16 protein-coding genes are annotated in these 16,507 nt (G+C 68.8%); 6 read left to right on the top strand and 10 right to left on the bottom strand.

Translation table 11 applies throughout. The features are described from left to right. Positions 1-77: 77 nt before the first annotated feature. The 3 genes from ttcA to LGM56_RS21175 form a co-directional block, all read right to left on the bottom strand. Positions 78-1,073, bottom strand: coding sequence for a tRNA 2-thiocytidine(32) synthetase TtcA (ttcA, locus tag LGM56_RS21165; RefSeq protein WP_046544270.1), 996 nt, complete (start codon positions 1,071-1,073; stop codon positions 78-80). Beyond that, positions 1,070-1,474, bottom strand: coding sequence for a dihydroneopterin aldolase (locus LGM56_RS21170; protein ID WP_089495770.1), 405 nt, complete (start codon positions 1,472-1,474; stop codon positions 1,070-1,072). The genes ttcA and LGM56_RS21170 overlap by 4 nt, the downstream gene beginning before the upstream one ends. 79 nt (positions 1,475-1,553) lie before the next feature. Next, positions 1,554-2,297 (bottom strand): SDR family oxidoreductase, encoded by a 744-nt coding sequence (locus LGM56_RS21175; protein WP_226206707.1) that lies wholly within the window; start codon positions 2,295-2,297, stop codon positions 1,554-1,556. Positions 2,298-2,310: 13 nt separating this feature from the next. Here LGM56_RS21175 and LGM56_RS21180 point away from each other — a divergent pair, with 13 nt between their 5' ends. After that, positions 2,311-3,504, top strand: coding sequence for a class I SAM-dependent methyltransferase (locus tag LGM56_RS21180; RefSeq protein WP_226206708.1), 1,194 nt, complete (start codon positions 2,311-2,313; stop codon positions 3,502-3,504). Between the two features lie 11 nt (positions 3,505-3,515). Beyond that, positions 3,516-3,710, top strand: coding sequence for a DUF2905 domain-containing protein (locus tag LGM56_RS21185; RefSeq protein WP_089495768.1), 195 nt, complete (start codon positions 3,516-3,518; stop codon positions 3,708-3,710). 26 nt (positions 3,711-3,736) lie between these two features. Here LGM56_RS21185 and LGM56_RS21190 read toward each other — a convergent pair whose 3' ends face one another. From LGM56_RS21190 to LGM56_RS21215, 6 genes are all read right to left on the bottom strand, one after another. Beyond that, complete coding sequence (locus LGM56_RS21190; protein ID WP_011353424.1) at positions 3,737-3,958, bottom strand: hypothetical protein; 222 nt, start codon at positions 3,956-3,958, stop codon at positions 3,737-3,739. A gap of 100 nt (positions 3,959-4,058) precedes the next feature. Further along, positions 4,059-4,967 carry a carbohydrate kinase family protein gene (locus tag LGM56_RS21195; RefSeq protein ID WP_089495767.1) on the bottom strand — a complete coding sequence of 303 codons (909 nt, stop codon included), beginning with the start codon at positions 4,965-4,967 and terminating at the stop codon, positions 4,059-4,061. Beyond that, on the bottom strand, positions 4,964-6,244 hold the full coding sequence (locus LGM56_RS21200; protein WP_226206709.1) for an AGE family epimerase/isomerase: 1,281 nt from the start codon (positions 6,242-6,244) through the stop codon (positions 4,964-4,966). Before LGM56_RS21200 ends, LGM56_RS21195 begins: the two co-directional genes overlap by 4 nt. Next, positions 6,241-7,263 (bottom strand): LacI family DNA-binding transcriptional regulator, encoded by a 1,023-nt coding sequence (locus LGM56_RS21205; protein WP_089441179.1) that lies wholly within the window; start codon positions 7,261-7,263, stop codon positions 6,241-6,243. Before LGM56_RS21205 ends, LGM56_RS21200 begins: the two co-directional genes overlap by 4 nt. A 363-nt stretch (positions 7,264-7,626) precedes the next feature. Next, positions 7,627-9,465, bottom strand: coding sequence for an EAL domain-containing protein (locus LGM56_RS21210; protein WP_226206710.1), 1,839 nt, complete (start codon positions 9,463-9,465; stop codon positions 7,627-7,629). A gap of 343 nt (positions 9,466-9,808) precedes the next feature. Continuing rightward, a complete protein-coding gene (locus LGM56_RS21215; protein WP_226206711.1) occupies positions 9,809-10,840 on the bottom strand; it encodes a bile acid:sodium symporter family protein in 1,032 nt (343 codons plus the stop codon). A gap of 346 nt (positions 10,841-11,186) precedes the next feature. Here LGM56_RS21215 and LGM56_RS21220 point away from each other — a divergent pair, with 346 nt between their 5' ends. The 3 genes from LGM56_RS21220 (at position 11,187) to LGM56_RS21230 (ending at position 14,250) form a co-directional block, all read left to right on the top strand. Further along, positions 11,187-11,684: a peptide-binding protein gene (locus LGM56_RS21220; RefSeq protein ID WP_089495765.1), complete on the top strand. Its 498-nt coding sequence runs from the start codon at positions 11,187-11,189 to the stop codon at positions 11,682-11,684. Between the two features lie 345 nt (positions 11,685-12,029). Then, positions 12,030-13,106, top strand: a complete 1,077-nt coding sequence (locus tag LGM56_RS21225) for a porin (RefSeq protein ID WP_124585037.1) — start codon at positions 12,030-12,032, stop codon at positions 13,104-13,106. 181 nt (positions 13,107-13,287) lie between these two features. Next, complete coding sequence (locus LGM56_RS21230; RefSeq protein WP_226206712.1) at positions 13,288-14,250, top strand: LysR family transcriptional regulator; 963 nt, start codon at positions 13,288-13,290, stop codon at positions 14,248-14,250. A gap of 118 nt (positions 14,251-14,368) precedes the next feature. Here the strand turns inward: LGM56_RS21230 and LGM56_RS21235 are convergent, their stop codons facing one another. Next, positions 14,369-15,328: an NAD(P)H-dependent flavin oxidoreductase gene (locus LGM56_RS21235; RefSeq protein ID WP_226206713.1), complete on the bottom strand. Its 960-nt coding sequence runs from the start codon at positions 15,326-15,328 to the stop codon at positions 14,369-14,371. A gap of 266 nt (positions 15,329-15,594) precedes the next feature. Here LGM56_RS21235 and LGM56_RS21240 point away from each other — a divergent pair, with 266 nt between their 5' ends. Continuing rightward, positions 15,595-16,491, top strand: coding sequence for an alpha/beta fold hydrolase (locus LGM56_RS21240; protein WP_226206714.1), 897 nt, complete (start codon positions 15,595-15,597; stop codon positions 16,489-16,491). Positions 16,492-16,507: the final 16 nt, after the last annotated feature.

The raw sequence follows: 16,507 nt of genomic DNA on the forward strand, positions 1-16,507 counted from the left end.
CCCGGGGCTGTCGCGGCGGGGCGACAGCCCCGGAAAGCGGCCTTGCGGCCCCGTTCCGGCGGGTGTTCCGGCCCTGCTTACAGGTCGTCGAACTGGACGATCGAGATCGGTTGGGCGCCGCCCGGTGCCGCGCTGTCGTCGCCCGACGCGCACGGTTCCTCGTCGAACGCGATGTCGCCCTGTGGATCCGCCTCGCCCGTCGCGCGCAGCGACTGGAACGGGTACAGCGTCGTGTCCATCAGGTGCGACGGCACGACCTTCGCGAGCGCGTTGAACATGTTCTCGACGCGACCCGGGAAGCGCTTGTCCCATTCGCGGATCAGCGCCTTCATTTCCGCGCGCTTCAGGTTCGGCTGGCTGCCGCACAGGTTGCACGGGATGATCGGGAATTCGCGCAGCTCCGCATATTTCTCCAGATCGGTTTCCTTCACGTACGCGAGCGGGCGGATCACGATGTTCTTGCCGTCGTCCGACTGAAGCTTCGGCGGCATCCCCTTCAGCTTGCCGCCGTAGAACATGTTGAGCAGCAGCGTCTGCACGATGTCGTCGCGGTGGTGGCCGAGCGCGATCTTGGTTGCGCCGAGTTCGCCGGCCACGCGGTACAGGATCCCGCGGCGCAGCCGCGAGCACAGCGAGCAGGTCGTCTTGCCTTCGGGCACGAGCCGCTTGACGATGCTGTAGGTGTCCTGGTTCTCGATGTGGAACGGCACGCCGACCTGCTTCAGGTATTCCGGCAGCACGTGCTCCGGGAAGCCCGGCTGCTTCTGGTCGAGGTTCACCGCGACGATGTCGAAATCGATCGGCGCGCGTTCGCGCAGGCGCAGCAGCACGTCGAGCATCGCATAGCTGTCCTTGCCGCCCGACAGGCACACCATCACCTTGTCGCCTTGCTCGATCATGTTGAAGTCGCCGATCGCTTGGCCGACCTGGCGCACGATCCGCTTGAACAGCTTGTTGTTCTCGTACGCGTCCTTCTGCTCGCGGCGCGTCAGCGCCGGGCGGCCGGCCGGGGCGGCGGGCGTGTCGAGGGTGGCGGCATCGGCCGCCGTGTCATTCATGTGGGGGGCGTTCATGCTCGCTTCTCGTCCTTGATGCGGAAGACTTCGACGCCGACGGCGTCGCAGTCCGGATAAGCGTCCGGTTTCTCGGTACGGACGCGTACCGCGCGCACGGCATCGTGCGCCAGCAGGCGCGCGGCGATCGCGTCGCACAGCGTTTCCTGCAGGTGGATGTGGCCGCGCGCCAGGCATTGCGTGACGCTCTGCTTCATCAGATCGTAGTCGACGATTTCATGCAGCCGGTCGTCGACGGGGGTGGACAGCGCGAGCGGCACGAACAGGTCGATATTGATGACGACGCGCTGCTCGCCGCGCTTCTCGTGTTCGAAGGCACCGATGTTGATGTGCACTTCGTAGTCGCGCAGGTAGAGCCTGCGGCAGTCCGCGAGGCGGGGGTGCAGGAGAGCGGAAAACATGGTCGTCCCAGTCAAATTGGCGTGCGCGCACGCAAAGCGGCGCGGGCGGCGGCGCTCAGGCCGCGCGTTTCCGCGCAGTTCATTCATTCGGGCCGGCGGCGGGCGGCACGAGGTGCTCGCCGCCGTCGACGGTCAGCGTCGCGCCGGTGACGCCCGGCGCGCTCGCGAGATAGCAGGCGGCCGCCGCGATGTCGTCCGCGTGCGGCGCGTGGCCGCGCACGAGCGCCGCGACCCGCACCTTCGGCGCGAGCGCCAGTGCGAGCGCCGACGTCGCGCGATTCAGCGCGGCCTGCATCAGCGCGTGCGACATCTGCGCCGGCGCAGGGTGAAACAGGGCCTGATCCAGCACGTGGATCGCGCAGGCGCGCAGCGCCTCGTGCTCGCGCGCGGCGTCGGGCGTCGCATCGGCGAGCGCGCGGGCCAGTGCGAGCGGCGCCGTCACGTTGCGGGCGAGGGCGCCGGCGAGCGAAGCGCCGTCCACCGTGTGCGCGTCGTCGGCGCCGGCGCTGGCGCTCACGAACACAGCGCACGCGGGCCGGCCGAGCGCAGTGCCGCACGCGGCGACGAGTCCGGCGGCCTCGGCTTCCAGGGCCAGATCGGCGTCGAGCACGACCGCGCGGCGGCCGAGCGCCGCGACTTCGGCGACGAGTGCGTCGGCTGCCGCATGCGGCGCGCCGTGGCTGCGCTGCAGCGCGACGTCCCAGCCGCGCCGGGCGAATCCGGTGGCGAGCGCACGGCCGATCGACGCGGCGTCGGCCGCGCTGCCCAGGGCGCCCGTGACGAGCGCCACGCGCTGGGTCGACGTATCGGCTGAAACGGTCATTTACAATGCCGGGATGAACCCGAAAGCTCACGAACCCGCTAGTTTACCTGCTCCCGGCCCTGACGCGCTCGCGCAGTCCGAAACCCTCGCCGCGCAATTGCGCGACGAGATCGCGGCGGCCGGCGGCTGGCTGCCGTTCGACCGCTTCATGGAGCGCGCGCTGTATGCGCCCGGCCTCGGTTATTACAGCGGCGGCGCGCGCAAGTTCGGGCGCCGCGCCGACGACGGCAGCGACTTCGTCACCGCGCCCGAGCTGTCGCCGCTGTTCGCGCAGACGCTCGCGCAGCCGGTCGCGGAAGCGCTCGCGGCGAGCGGCACGCGCAGCGTGATGGAATTCGGCGCCGGCACGGGCAAGCTCGCGGCCGGGCTGCTCGCGGCGCTCGACGCGCTGGGCGTCGAACTCGACGCCTACCTGATCGTCGATCTCTCGGGCGAGCTGCGCGAGCGGCAGCGCGACACGATCACGGCCGCCGCCCCGGCGCTCGCCGCGAAGGTGCGCTGGCTCGACGCGCTGCCCGAGCGGTTCGACGGCGTCGTGGTCGGCAACGAGGTGCTCGATGCGATGCCGGTGCGCCTGTTCGCGAAGGCGGGCGGCGCATGGCGGGAGCGCGGCGTCGCGCTCGATGCGCGGCAGGCGTTCGTGTTCGAGGACCGTCCGGCCGCACCGGGCGGCCTGCCGCCGGTGCTCGCGAGCCTTGCCGACGCGGCGCACGGTTACGTGACCGAGACGCACGAGGCCGCGCTGGCGTTCACGCGCACCGTCTGCACGATGCTCGGGCGCGGCGCGGTGCTGCTGGTCGACTACGGCTTTCCCGCGCACGAGTACTACCACCCGCAGCGCGACCGCGGCACGCTGATGTGCCACTACCGCCACCACGCGCACGACGATCCGTTCCTGTACCCGGGGCTGCAGGACATCACCGCGCACGTCGAATTCACCGGCATCTACGACGCCGCCGTCGCGACCGGCGCCGATTTGCTCGGTTACACGTCGCAGGCGCGCTTCCTGCTGAACGCGGGCATCACCGACGCGTTGTCCGCGATCGATCCGTCGGACATCCACGCGTTCCTGCCGGCCGCGAACGCGGTGCAGAAGCTGATCTCCGAAGCCGAGATGGGCGAGCTGTTCAAGGTGATCGCGTTCTCGCGCGGCATCGACGGCACGCTCGACGCGTTCGCGCGCGGCGACCGCTCGCACGCACTCTGACGGGAGCCGCCATGCTGCGCTGGCTGATGACGTCGTTCGTCGCGGTGATGATCCTGACGCGCTGCTGGCCGTGGCTCGGCAAGCTCGGCATCGGGCGGATGCCGGGCGACGTCACGCTGACGCTCGGCGGGCGGCGCTACCCGTTCCCGTTCATGTCGACGCTGGTGCTGACGATGCTGCTGTCGATGGCGGCGCGGCTGCTCTGAGCCGCGCCGAAAAGAGCGGCGGCGCGCTACAACTCGATTTCGCCGAGGATCCGGTGCGCGAGCGCCTTCGCCTCGTCGAATGCTTCCTCCTCGCTGGGGCTCGTCGAGTGGACGTCGTAGCGCGTGTTCTCGGTGTCGTCCCCGTCGTCCCGCGCGAGGATCACGTAACCCTGGAACTGCCCGTTGCCCGCATGCTGGGTATGCGCCTTGGCCGTGTAGATGCCCTTCGTGAACGTGTTGGTGTCCATGGTGCTCTCCCGCAAAAGGACACTTCATCGTAGCACTGCGGCGCAGCATGTACAGCGCGGCTTATCGGTGACCGAACGGGATCCGGCCGCCATCCTCCCGTTATCGTTCGATCAGTGCGACGACCTCGTCGAGCGTCGGCGCGTGCGCGCCCGTATGCCGGCAGGCCGCGGCGCCCGCCGCCAGCGCGAACACGAGGTGCTCGCGCCAGGTTCGCTGCGGCGCGGCCATCAGGCTGAACAGCATGCCGCCGATCGACGCGTCGCCCGCGCCGACGGTGTCGGCCACCTCGACGCGCGGCGGGCTCGCTTCATGCACGTCGCCGTCCGCGTAGAGCGTCGCCGCCTGCGCGCCGCGCGTGACGAGCACCGCCGCGCGCGGGTTCAGCGCGCGCACCGCGCCAACCGCGTCGGGGCCGTCGCCGCCGAACAGGTGCCGCAGATCCTCGTCGGACACCTTGATCAGGTCGGCGAGCGCGGCCATCTTCTCGAGCGTCGGCCGGAATGCGGCCGTCATCAGGTTGCGGACGTTCGGGTCGAAGCTGATCTTCACGCCGCGCGCGTGCAGGTCGGCCGCGAGCGCGGCCAGCGTGCCGGCGAGCGGTTCGCGCACGAGGCTGATGCAGCCGAAGTGCGCCCATTTCACGTGATCGGTCCAGCCGGCCGGCAGCCGCGCCGGATCGAACGCGAGGTCGGCACTTGCTTCGCCGATGAAGAAGTACGCGGGCGGGCGCGTCTCGTGGACGATCGCGAGCAGCGGCGGCCGCGCGACGCGCTGCAGGAAGCGCAGGTCGAGCCCGGCCGCTTCGCTCGTGCGCCACAGCACGTCGGAGAAGCAGTCTTCTCCGATCGAGCCCGCGAGCGCGCTCGGCACGCCGAGCCGCGCAACCGCGCGCGCGACGTTCCAGCCGGCGCCGCCCGGCACCGAGGTCCATTGCGCGTCGCCCGCGCGCACCATGTCGGTCAGGATGTCGCCCGCCGACACGAAAGCCGGAAACGTGCCGCCGCTCATTGCGTCGGCTCGCTGCGCTGCGCACGCGCGAGGGTCGCGAGCACGTCGTAGCACGCGCCCATCGTGTGATAGTCGGTCTTGCCGGCCGGGCTCTTCTCGTCGCTGTACTTGCGGTTGTCGCAGGTGAGGATGCGGTACCACGCGCCGTAGCGGTGATCGACGAAGTGGGCCCAGCTGTAGCGCCAGATCTCGTCGTACCAGTCCCAGAAGCGCTCGCTGCCGGTGCGCGCGCCGAGCATCGCGGCGGCCGCGAAGGTTTCCGCCTGCACCCAGAAATACTTGTTGTGGTCGCAGATCGTGAAGTCGGGGCCGAAGCCGTAGCACAGGCCGCCGTGATCGGCGTCCCACGCGTGCGTGAGCGCCGCGTCGAACAGCTCGGCCGCGCGCGGCACGAGCCAGTCGAGCGGGCGGTGCCGCTCGAGGATCAGCAGCAGCTTCGCCCATTCGGTCTGGTGCCCGGGCTGGAAGCCCCACGGGCGGAAGATGTTCGAGCTGTCTTCCTTGTTGTAATCCCAGTCGACCGACCAGTCCGCATGGTAGTGCTCCCACACGAGCCCGCCCGACAGCGCGGCCTGGCGCTGCGTGATGTGGGACGCGAGCTTTTCCGCGCGATCGAGGTACGTGAGGTGGCCGGTCGCCTCGTACGCCGCGAGCAGCGCCTCCGTCATGTGCATGTTCGCATTCTGGCCGCGGTACGACGACACGATCCAGTTCGGCGTCGCGTCGTCCGCATAGAGGCCCGCGGCCGCATCCCAGAAACGGTGCTCGGCGAGCTCGAAGGTGGCCGCGATCAGCGGGCGGGCCTCGTCGAGGCCGGCCATCGTCGCGTGCGCGGCCGCGAGCAGCACGAACGCGAGCCCGTAGCAGTGGCGCGTGCCGTCGAGCGTCGCACGCTTCGCGCCGTCGCGCCAGTCGAGTTCCCAGTCGTAGCCCTGCAGTGCGTCGTCCCAGTGCGCGTCGCGCAGGAACCGCAGCCCATGGCGCGCATATTCCAGGTGGCGCGGATCGCCGAAATGCCGGTACGCCATCGCGTAGTTGAAGACGAACCGGCAACTGCTGACGAGGTGGCGCGACGTGCGGTTGTAGATGCTGCCGTCGTCGCGGAAGTAGTGGTAGAAGCCGCCCGTCGGGTCGAACGCGTTCGTCGCGTAGAAACGCAGCGTGTCCTCGATGTGCGACAGCAGGAACGACGGATCGCGGAAACTCGCGACGAACGGCGCGGCTTGCGTGTGGGCGGCCGGCGCGGCCGTGCAGGGTTGGACCGGGGGCATGTTCATGATGATTCGGTGGCCGTGGCGGTATCGAGTGCCGGGGAGCCGGCGGGCTGGCTGCTGGCCCGTACGATCAGCTCGACGGGCAGGGAAATCTCGGTGCGCTCGGGCGCTTCCGCGAGCAGCAGCTCGACGCCGCGGCGGCCGAGCGCCTCCTTGTCGACCGCGAGCGTCGTGAGCGGCGGGCTCGCGTGCGCGGCGGCCGGGATGTTGTCGAAGCCGACGATCGCGATGTCGTCGGGGATGCGCAGCCCGCGCGCGGTGCAGACGCGCTGCGCGGCGAGCGCGGCCGCGTCGTTGTACGCGAACACGGCTTCCGGGCGCGGGCCCGGCGCGTCGAGCAGCTGCTCCATCGCCCGCGCGGCGCCGGTGTCGGGATCGAGCCCCGCATCGATCGTCACTTCGTACGCGGGATCGAACAGCCGCCCGGCCTCGAAGAACGCGCGCCGGTAGCCGATCGCGCGCTGCGCGATGCTGTAGTGCGCGGGCGAGCCGCCGATGAATGCGATCCGCGTGCGGCCGGTGGCGAGCAGGTGGCGCATCGCGAGCGCCGCGCCCGTTGCGTTGTCGATGTTCACCGAGCGCAGCCCGGGCGCCCACAGGTCGATCAGCACGAGCGGGCGGCCGGTCGCGGCGAGCGCCTCGATCGTCTCCGGCTCGATGAAGCCGGCCACCGCGATCGCGTCGGGCGCGTGCGGGCGCATCTGGCGCAGCACGTCGTCGTTCGGCCCGACCGTGAGCAGCGTCGGCACGATGCCGCGCTCGCGGCACGCATCCTCGACGCCGTGCAGCACGTGCGAGAAGAACGGGCTGGCCGGAAAGCGGTTGTGCTGGCGATGCAGCAGGAAGGTGAGCCGGCGGATGCGCGGCCGCAGTTGCGCGGGATCGTAGCCGAGCCGCTGCGCGATCTCGACGATGCGCGCACGCGTCGCTTCGGACAAGCCCGGCTGGTTTTTCAGCGCGCGGGAGACGGTGCCGATCGAGACCTCTGCCGCCCGTGCCACATCGCGAATGGTCGTACCCATCGTTCGGGGTCCGGTTTGTTTAGGGTGAGAGCGATTGTATAGTAAAACGTATTGCGGAATTCGGGCCGGATAGCCGGGGAATACCCGCAAATTCCCGTGTTTTAGGCGCTAATCTGCGAAAACACCGTTACTAAAAATACTAAACAAAACGCGAAAAAGGCAAGGTGAACGTGCGGGTGCATGGCGAGCGGGAAACGGGCGGCAAGCGGGCTGGCTTCACGCATTCGCGCGAGTCGTGCGCGGTTGCCTCCGCGGGCCGCCGGACAGGCGCAGTGCAACTAACGGTCTGGCTGCATGGCGGGTGGACGTGCGCCATCACCGCACCGGGCGCCGCCGTGTCTGCAAGCGGCGGTCACCCGCCGTTCAGCGGATTGCCACGGCCGGCGGTTCGCCACGATGGCGCAGCGCGGCGCGCCCCGCATCGAGGTCGACGACCGCGAGCCCATCCGGCTGCTGTTTCGCGCGCCGCTTCGCGAGTGCGGCGACCGACGCGATCTCGTCGCTGCCGTAGCGTTTCGCGCCGTGCGCGCCGGCCGCCACGCCGACCGCGCCGATCGCCATCGTCACGAAGCCGAAGAACGCCGGGTTGCCGTGGCGGTCCTCGCCGTGCAGCCCGCCCGCCTGCCGGTCGGCCTGCGTGTAGAAGAGCTGCGCGCCTTCGTTGAAGCGGGCGATCGCGTCGGCGGCGCGTTCGCGCCAGTCGTCGCGCTGAAACAGCACGAGGAAATCGTCGCCGCCGACATGCCCGAGAAAGTCGCGCTGCGGGTCGCACACGCCGGCCAGCACCGTCGCCGCGAACTTCAGCACCTCGTCGCCCTGCCAGTAGCCGTACTGGTCGTTGAACGGCTTGAACTGGTTCAGGTCGACGTAGCACGCATGGAAGCCGGCGTCGCGCTGGAGCAGGCGGTCGATGTGCGCGCTGATCGGGATGTTGCCGGGCAGGAACGTCAGCGGATTCGCGTAGCGCGCGGCCTCGATGCGCATCTCGGTCACCGCGCGCACCAGGCTCTCGCCGGTGCCGAGCCCGACGTAGCGGCCGTGTTCGGTGATCACGAAGCCGTCCGCGAGATAGCGCTGGTCGTGGCTCGCGAGCAGCATCGCGAGTTGCTCGAAGGTCGTCGCGTTGTCGATCATCAGCGGCGCGTCGTTCGCGAACTGCAGGCACGGCTTCTTCCCGAACACCTCGCGGTGATACGGCAGCGCGAAGCGGTCGATGAAGCCGCGGCGATTCACGAGCGCGACGGGCCGCCCGCGTTCGACGAGCGCGACCGCATGCAGGTCGGGCATCCGGTTGAACAGGTCGAGCACGTCGTTGCTGGTCGCGTCGCGCGGCAGCGCCGGCGCCGGCACCAGCATCTTCCCGGCGATCGTGCCGGCCGGCCGCACCGAGCGCGTCGCGCCGGGAAACACCGCGATGTGCGGCGCGCGGATCGCATCGCGCGCGGCCGGCGCGACGACCCGCGACGGCTGCGCGTTCGGCCGGCCGAGCAGGAAACCCTGCACGCAGCAGATGCCCATGTCGCGCACGACGATCAGGTCGCTTTCGTTCTCGATGCCTTCCGCGATCAGTTTCGCGCCGCTCGCCTGCGCGAAGTGCTGCATCGCCTTCACGGCCTCGAACTTCAGCGGGTCGCGGGCGATGTCGTGGATGAAGAAGCGGTCGATCTTCACGACGTCGGGATGCAGGCGCAGCCACAGGTTCATGCTCGCGTTCGCGGTGCCGTAGTCGTCCAGCGCGAACTGGATGCCGGCGTCGCGCAGCGACGCGACCGCCGGGCCGATCTGGGCGACATCGGGAATCGCGTTCTGCTCGGTCAGCTCGATCACGATGCGCTCGGCGCCGATCCGCGCGCGGACGAGGAGCTGGCGTGCCCGCTCGCGTTCGCTGGCGAGCTTCAGGATCGTTCCGGCACTGAAGTTGAGGAACAGCTTGCCGTCGCAGCCGAGCGCCGCGAATGCATCGAGGCAGGTGCGCGCGGCGGCCTGTTCGAGCGCGATCGTTTCGCCTTCGCGCGCGGCCTGCGCGAACAGCGCGGCGGGCGGTTCGAGGTCGGTGCCGCGCGGGCCGCGGATCAGGCCCTCGTAGCCGACGACCGTTCCCGACCCGAGATCGACGATCGGCTGGAAGACGGCGGCGAGCGCGCGATCCGCGATCAGGCGCGGGATGCTGGCGGCAGCGGAGTCGGAGTGGGGCGCGGGCATGGGCGAGGGCAGCCGAATCGACAGGACGCCCGGCATAACGGCATCGCCCGCGGAGAATTGAATGAAGATTTCGTGACGCGATGAGCGGTGGTGGTGCATTGCGCCTGGGGCGCATCGGGAAGGGCGGTGCGGCGGGAAGCGCGGTGCGGCGGTGCGGCGGGAAGCGCGGTGCGGCGGTGCGGCGGGAAGGCGGAAGGCGGAAGGCGGAAGGCGGAAGGCGGAAGGCGGAAGGCGGAAGGCGGAAGGCGGAAGGCGGAAGGCGGAAGGCGGAAGGCGGAAAGGCGGAAAGGCGGAAAGCGAGAACGTCGGGACGGCACCACTCGAGGGCCGTCCCGCCTGCTCGTCAGCGCTTGCCCGGGCTCAGCGCGCCGGACGCCGATGCCGCGTCGCCCTCGTCGTGCTCGCCGGTCATGTCGCGCGCGCCCCAGCGCTGCGCGAGCGCCGCGCACGCCATCAGCTGGATCTGGTGGAACAGCATCAACGGCAGCACGATCGCGCCGACCGCGTTCGCCGAGAAGATCACCTTCGCCATCGGGACGCCGGCCGCGAGGCTCTTCTTCGACCCGCAGAAGATGATCGTGATCTGGTCGGCGCGGTTGAAGCCGAGCCGCTTGCTGACGAACGCGGTCAGCAGCAGCGCGATCGCGAGCAGCACGAGGTTGACGACGAGCAGGCCGCCGAGCGCGCGCGGCGGGATCTGGTGCCACAGGCCTTCGTTGACGGCCTCGCTGAAGGCGACGTAGACGACGAGCAGGATCGAGCCCTGGTCGACGAAGCGCAGCACGCCGCGGTTGCGGTCGATCCAGCCGCCGATCACGGGCCGCAGCAACTGGCCGGCGATGAACGGCACGAGCAGCTGCATCACGATGCTGCCGACGGTGCTCCACGGCGACGCGGCGGCCGCCGACTGCGACGTGATCATCAGCCCGACGAGCGCCGGCGTGACGAAGATCCCGAGCAGGCTGGACGCGGATGCCGCGCACACGGCGGCCGGCACGTTGCCCTTCGCGATCGACGTGAACGCGATCGACGACTGGACCGTCGACGGCAGCGTGCACAGGAACAGCACGCCCGCATACAGCGTCGGCGTGACGAGCGGCTGCAGCACGGGCTTCAGCGCGAGGCCGAGCAGCGGGAACAGCGCGAACGTGCTGAGCAGCACGACCGCGTGCAGCCGCCAGTGGGTCGCGCCCGCGACGACGGCCTCGCGCGACAGCTTCGCGCCGTGCAGGAAGAACAGCAGGCCGACGGCGATGTTGGTCGCCCAGTTGAACGCATGGGCGGCCGGGCCGCGGCACGGCAGGAGGCTCGCGAGCACGACGGTGCCGACGAGCGCGAGCGTGAAGTTGTCGGGGAGAAAACGGGGACGGGCCATCGGGAACTCGATTCGGAAACGACCAGGGCGCGCATCGCGCGCGCGGATGGCGCCATTGTCCCGGTCGGCGATTCACTACACAAATGCATTGTGGGAATCGATTGATGAGCCAATCTCATGCACCAGCGCCCGCGGCGCCGGCCCGGCCGTGCGCAAAACGGCAGAAGAATGTTCTGTCGCGGTCGCGCCCGGAAGTGAAAAAACCTAGCAGTAACATGGTGTTACACCGATGCCGGCGACATAACACTTTTTGGCTCGACACGCTTTCGGCCCGCTCATAAATTACTGCTGAAAGCCTTGGGTCGGCCGAAAGGAGCCGGCGGCGGGCGTGGACAGGCACTGAACGATGACGGAACGGGTGAAACGGAAGATCGGACGATGGGTGGCAGGCGTGCTCGGCGCGCTGCTGTTGCCGCTCGCGCTCGCGCAGCCGCCCCACGGCGGTCATGCGTTCGGCGGCCAGGGCTTCGGCGGCCACGGCTTCGGTGGCGGCGACATGCGCGCGTACGGTCAGCCGGCTGGTGGCGGGCCCGTCTGGCGCCGCGTGGCGCCTTCGCCCGGTGCACGCGCCGGCGGCGTGAACGGCTACGGCTCCCGCTGGGGGCTGCGGCCGACGCCGTCGTATGGCCATTACGCCGCGCAAAGCCCGTATCGTCCGATCAGCGCCGACGTGCGCCAGGTGCCGCGCCCGCCGGGCGGCGGCAACGTGCCGCTGCGTGCCGGTTCGATCCGCGCCGACGTCGCGCGCTACAACGAGGAGCGCGGCGGACGTCCGATGCCGCCGCCCCGCTCGCAGGAAGAGCCTGCGCACTCGCCGTCTTTCTCCCCGTTCTACCGAAACTGAGCGCCCGCGCGCTCGGCCCTCCGCCGGCTGATGCGAATTCGCCACAGTCGCGCACAGATTTCCGCTGATTTTCCCGTCGCATTGCGCTATCTTTCGCGCCCGGCTCGCGTGTGCCCCGCTGCCGTCCCGCCGCGCGACCGCGTTCGTGCGGGGCCGCCGGCAGGTGGCCGGCCATGTATCCATTCCGCGAAGTTAATGCTGGCGCTATACCAGCAATAAGTGTGCGCAATTTTGGCCGGACGAATGATCCGTAAAGATGGCTGCGCCCCATACGACGCAAGCACTCGGCTCCAAAAAACAACGCTCGCGCCACTTATCGACCATTCGACAAAATCTGGAGATCCAATGAAAGCATTCGCTCGCCGTGCGTCGCGCACGTCCGTCAAGCTGATCGCCGCGGCCGCCTGCGTGGCGGCTACCGCACCCGTCCATGCACAGTCGAGCGTGTCGCTCTACGGTCAGGTCGACGAATGGGTCGGCGCAACCAAGTTCCCGGGCGGCAACCGTGCGTGGAACGTGAGCGGCGGCGGGATGTCGACGTCGTACTGGGGCCTGCACGGCGCCGAGGATCTCGGTAACGGCTACAAGGCGATCTTCACGCTGGAAAGTTTCTTCCGCGCACAGAACGGCCAGTTCGGCCGCTTCCAGGGCGACACGTTCTTCGCGCGCAACGCCTACGTCGGCATCGATTCGCCGTACGGCACGGTCACGGCCGGCCGCCTGACCACGCACCTGTTCCTGTCGACGATCCTGTTCAACCCGTTCTACGACTCGTACACCTTCTCGCCGATGGTGTACCACGTGTTCCTCGGCCTCGGCACGTTCCCGACCTACCCGAGCGACCAGGGTGCCGTCGGCGATTCGGGCTGGAACAACGCACTTTCGTACACGTCGCCTTCGTTCGGTGGCCTGAATTTCGGCGCGATGTACGCACTCGGCAACCAGGCCGGCGACAACGGCTCGAAGAAGTGGAGCGCGCAGTTCAACTATGCGAACGGCCCGTTCGCGGCGACCGCGGTCTACCAGTACGTGAACTTCAACAACGGCCCGCGTGACCTGAGCGCGCTGGTGGCCGGCATGAAGAGCCAGGGCATCGCGCAAGTCGGCGCCACCTACGACCTGAAATTCGTGAAGCTGTTCGGCCAGTACATGTACACGAAGAACGACCAGGTCGCGGGCAGCTGGCACGTGAACACCGCGCAGGGCGGCGTGTCGGTGCCGCTCGGCGTGGGCAACGCGATGGCGTCGTACGCGTACTCGCGCGATTCGGGCGGCCTCGATCAGACGCGCCAGACCTGGGCCGTCGGCTACGACTATCCGCTGTCCAAGCGCACGGACGTCTACGCCGCGTACATGAACGACCACATCAGCGGCCTGTCGACCGGCAACACGTTCGGCGCCGGCATTCGCGCGAAGTTCTGACGCGCACGCGCGGCCGGTGCGCCGGACGCGTGTGAAAAACGCGTCCGGACTGCATGTTTTCCCGCCAAAACGGCGCTGCGACCCCGCGGCGCCGTTTTGCCTTTCTTGACCTTTCTGTTTCCCCGCCTTTGTTACCCTATCTCGTAATTGGACCATTCCCCCGTCATTACGAGCTAGTTCGATGGATACCCTCGTCAGCATGAATGTGTTTCGCTACGTCGTCGAAGTGGGCAGCTTCGTCGGCGCGGCCGAGCGCATGCAGATGTCGGCTGCGATGGCGAGCAAGCACGTGATGCATCTCGAGCAGCAGCTCGGCGCACGGCTGCTGCATCGCACGACACGACGCGTCGCCCCTACCGAGGCGGGACGCGAATACTATGAGCGCCTCGTGCAGGCGCTGTCCGAACTCGACGAAGCCGGGCAGGCCGTCGGCGCTGCGAGCGTGGTGCCGCAAGGCCGGCTACGCGTGACGTCGCTATCGGCGTTCGGTCTGCGGCACGTGATGCAGGCCGTCACCGATTATGCGAGCCGGTTCCCGGACGTGACCGTCGACATGACGCTGTCCGATCGCGTGGTCGACCTGATCGAGGAAGGCTACGACGTCGCGGTGCGCGCGGCGCCGAACGGATTGAAATCGTCGTCGCTGGTCGCGCGGCAGATCGCGACCGCGCACATCCTGCTGGTCGCGTCGCCCGAGTATCTCGAGAAGCACGGCACGCCCGCGACGATCGGCGATCTCGCGCACCACAACTACCTGCGGCGCGACTCGAATTCGACGATGCTCGACTCGCTGGTGATCGACGCGGCCGCCGCGTCGCGCGTGAACCTCAACGGCAACCTGATCGTGAACCATCTCGAAGGGCTGCGTGCGGCCGTGCTCGCGGGCGCGGGCATCGCGCTGCTCGGCACCGAGGTGGTCGGCGACGACATCGAGTCCGGCCGGCTCGTGCCGGTGCTGCTCGATGCGGTGCCGCCGCACGAGGCGCCGATCTACGCGGTCTACGCGAGCCGTCGTCACGTATCCGCGAAGGTGCGTTCGTTCGTCGACTTCCTGGCCGCGCGTTTCGAAGGGCAGTCGCTGTGCCCGTCGATCGAATCGCGCCTGCGCGTGCTGCCGATCACGCGGATGAAGCGCGTGGTCTGAACCGCCGTGTGCCCCGCTGCAGCGGGGCAATGAAAAAGCGCGAACCGCTGCGGTTCGCGCTTTTTGTTTTGTCCGACGGCATGCGCGCCGACGGCGGCCGCGATGGCCGCCGCATCCGTCAGCGTGGAATGCCGAGCCGCGCCTTCGCGTCGTCGTATTCGCGCTTCAGTCGCTCGACGAGCGCGCCCACGCTCGGCAGGTCGTCCATCAGGCCGACGCCCTGCCCGGCGCCCCAGATGTCCTTCCACGCCTTCGTCTTGTCGTTGCCGAAATTCATCTTGGTCTTGTCGGATTCCGGCAGCGCCTCCGGATCGAGGCCGGCCTTCTCGATGCTCTCCCGAATGTAGTTGCCGTGCACGCCCGTGAAGAGGTTCGTGTAGATGATGTCCGACGATTTCGCGTTCACGATCGCGTGCTTGTAGTCGTCGATCGCGTGCGCTTCCTGCGTCGCGATGAAGCGCGTGCCCATGTACGCGAAGTCGGCGCCCATCGCCTGCGCCGCAAGGATCGAGCCGCCGTTCGCGATCGCGCCGGACAGCACGATCGGGCCGTCGAAGATCTTGCGGACTTCGCCGACGAGCGCGAACGGCGACGTCGTGCCCGCATGGCCGCCTGCGCCGGCCGCGACGAGGATCAGCCCGTCGACACCGGCTTCGAGCGCCTTCTGCGCGTGGCGCAGGTTGATCACGTCGTGCAGCACGATGCCGCCGTAGCTGTGCACCGCGTCGACGATCTCGCGCGCCGGTGCGCGCAGGCTCGTGATGAAGATCGGCACCTTGTGCTCGACGCACACGCGTACGTCGTGCTCGAGCCGCGCATTCGACTGGTGGACGATCTGGTTGACCGCGATCGGGCCGATCGCCGCGCCGGGATTTTTGGACTGGTGGTCGGCGAGCTCGGACTGGATCTGCGTGAGCCATTCGTCGAGCAGTTCGGCCGGACGGGCGTTGAGCGCGGGGAACGAACCGACGATGCCCGCCTTGCATTGCGCGAGCACGAGTTCGGGGTAGCTGACGATGAACATCGGCGACGCGATGACGGGCAGCGTCAGGTTTTGCAGGACGGTGGGCAATGCCATGTGATGTCTCCAGTCTCCAGGGGCGCCCGCGCGGTCGCGCCGGCGCCATGCTTTGCGGTCGAACGGTGATTCGAGTGTAGCGGTAAAACGAGGTCGTCCTTATTAATACGAACGATCGTGCGATTCTACGCGAGCTTAACAAAATGCGTGGCGTGCCGGCAATCGAGGGAGTGTTCTCTTTCTACGGATTCTGGCTGTTGCCCCGCTGTGCAGAGGCGCAAGCGCTCCTAAAATAGCGGCCATAACAAACCAACGAGAAATAAACCATGTCGTTTGAGGCGTTTGCACCGTTTCGCGTGACGGTGCAGGACACCGACATCTTCGGTGTCAAAGGAGGCGCGGGTCCGCCGCTCCTGTTGCTGCACGGACATCCGCAAACCCACATGATCTGGCATCGCGTTGCGGCGACGCTCGCGAATCATTTCACGGTGATCGCCACCGACCTGCGCGGCTACGGCGCGTCGGGCAAGCCGCCGAGCGACGCGCAGCACGTGCCGTATTCGAAACGGGCGATGGCGGCCGACCAGGTCGCCGTGATGCGGCATTTCGGCTTCGAGCACTTCCATGTGTGCGCGCACGATCGCGGCGCGCGGGTCGCGCACCGGCTCGCGCTCGATCATCCGGACGCCGTCGAACGGATGATGCTGCTCGACATCGCACCGACGCTCGCGATGTACGAGAAAACCGATCGCGCGTTCGCGACCGCGTATTTCCACTGGTTCTTCCTGATCCAGCCGGCGCCGCTGCCCGAGACGCTGGTCGGCGCGCATACCGATGCGTACATCGAGCGCGTGATGGGCAACCGGTCCGCCGGGCTCGCGCCGTTCGCGCCCGAGGCGCTCGCCGCGTACCGCGCCGCGCTCGCGCAGCCGGGCGCCGTGCATGCGATGTGCGAGGACTACCGCGCGTCCGCGACGATCGATCTCGAGCACGACCGTGCGGATCTCGAGCGCGGCAGCAAGGTTGCGTGCCCGCTGCGCGTGCTGTGGGGCGAGAACGGAATCGTCGGCCGCTGCTTCGATCCGCTCGACGAATGGCGCCGTGTTGCGCGCGACGTCAGCGGCCGCGCGCTCGAGTGCGGGCACTACATTCCGGAGGAGGCGCCCGTCGCGCTGATCGACGAACTGCTGGCGTTCTTCGAGGCGCGCGACGCGGCTGCCTGACGGTACACGCGCGGGC

Source organism: Burkholderia sp. AU38729, from assembly GCF_020419725.1.
Classification (GTDB): Bacteria; Pseudomonadota; Gammaproteobacteria; order Burkholderiales; family Burkholderiaceae; genus Burkholderia.

Coding starts and splice junctions, on each gene's coding strand:
- ttcA (WP_046544270.1), bottom strand. CDS start 1,073: ATGAACGCCCCCCACATGAATGACACGGCGGCCGATGCCGCCACCCTC.
- LGM56_RS21170 (WP_089495770.1), bottom strand. CDS start 1,474: ATGTTTTCCGCTCTCCTGCACCCCCGCCTCGCGGACTGCCGCAGGCTC.
- LGM56_RS21175 (WP_226206707.1), bottom strand. CDS start 2,297: ATGACCGTTTCAGCCGATACGTCGACCCAGCGCGTGGCGCTCGTCACG.
- LGM56_RS21180 (WP_226206708.1), top strand. CDS start 2,311: ATGAACCCGAAAGCTCACGAACCCGCTAGTTTACCTGCTCCCGGCCCT.
- LGM56_RS21185 (WP_089495768.1), top strand. CDS start 3,516: ATGCTGCGCTGGCTGATGACGTCGTTCGTCGCGGTGATGATCCTGACG.
- LGM56_RS21190 (WP_011353424.1), bottom strand. CDS start 3,958: ATGGACACCAACACGTTCACGAAGGGCATCTACACGGCCAAGGCGCAT.
- LGM56_RS21195 (WP_089495767.1), bottom strand. CDS start 4,967: ATGAGCGGCGGCACGTTTCCGGCTTTCGTGTCGGCGGGCGACATCCTG.
- LGM56_RS21200 (WP_226206709.1), bottom strand. CDS start 6,244: ATGAACATGCCCCCGGTCCAACCCTGCACGGCCGCGCCGGCCGCCCAC.
- LGM56_RS21205 (WP_089441179.1), bottom strand. CDS start 7,263: ATGGGTACGACCATTCGCGATGTGGCACGGGCGGCAGAGGTCTCGATC.
- LGM56_RS21210 (WP_226206710.1), bottom strand. CDS start 9,465: ATGCCCGCGCCCCACTCCGACTCCGCTGCCGCCAGCATCCCGCGCCTG.
- LGM56_RS21215 (WP_226206711.1), bottom strand. CDS start 10,840: ATGGCCCGTCCCCGTTTTCTCCCCGACAACTTCACGCTCGCGCTCGTC.
- LGM56_RS21220 (WP_089495765.1), top strand. CDS start 11,187: ATGACGGAACGGGTGAAACGGAAGATCGGACGATGGGTGGCAGGCGTG.
- LGM56_RS21225 (WP_124585037.1), top strand. CDS start 12,030: ATGAAAGCATTCGCTCGCCGTGCGTCGCGCACGTCCGTCAAGCTGATC.
- LGM56_RS21230 (WP_226206712.1), top strand. CDS start 13,288: ATGGATACCCTCGTCAGCATGAATGTGTTTCGCTACGTCGTCGAAGTG.
- LGM56_RS21235 (WP_226206713.1), bottom strand. CDS start 15,328: ATGGCATTGCCCACCGTCCTGCAAAACCTGACGCTGCCCGTCATCGCG.
- LGM56_RS21240 (WP_226206714.1), top strand. CDS start 15,595: ATGTCGTTTGAGGCGTTTGCACCGTTTCGCGTGACGGTGCAGGACACC.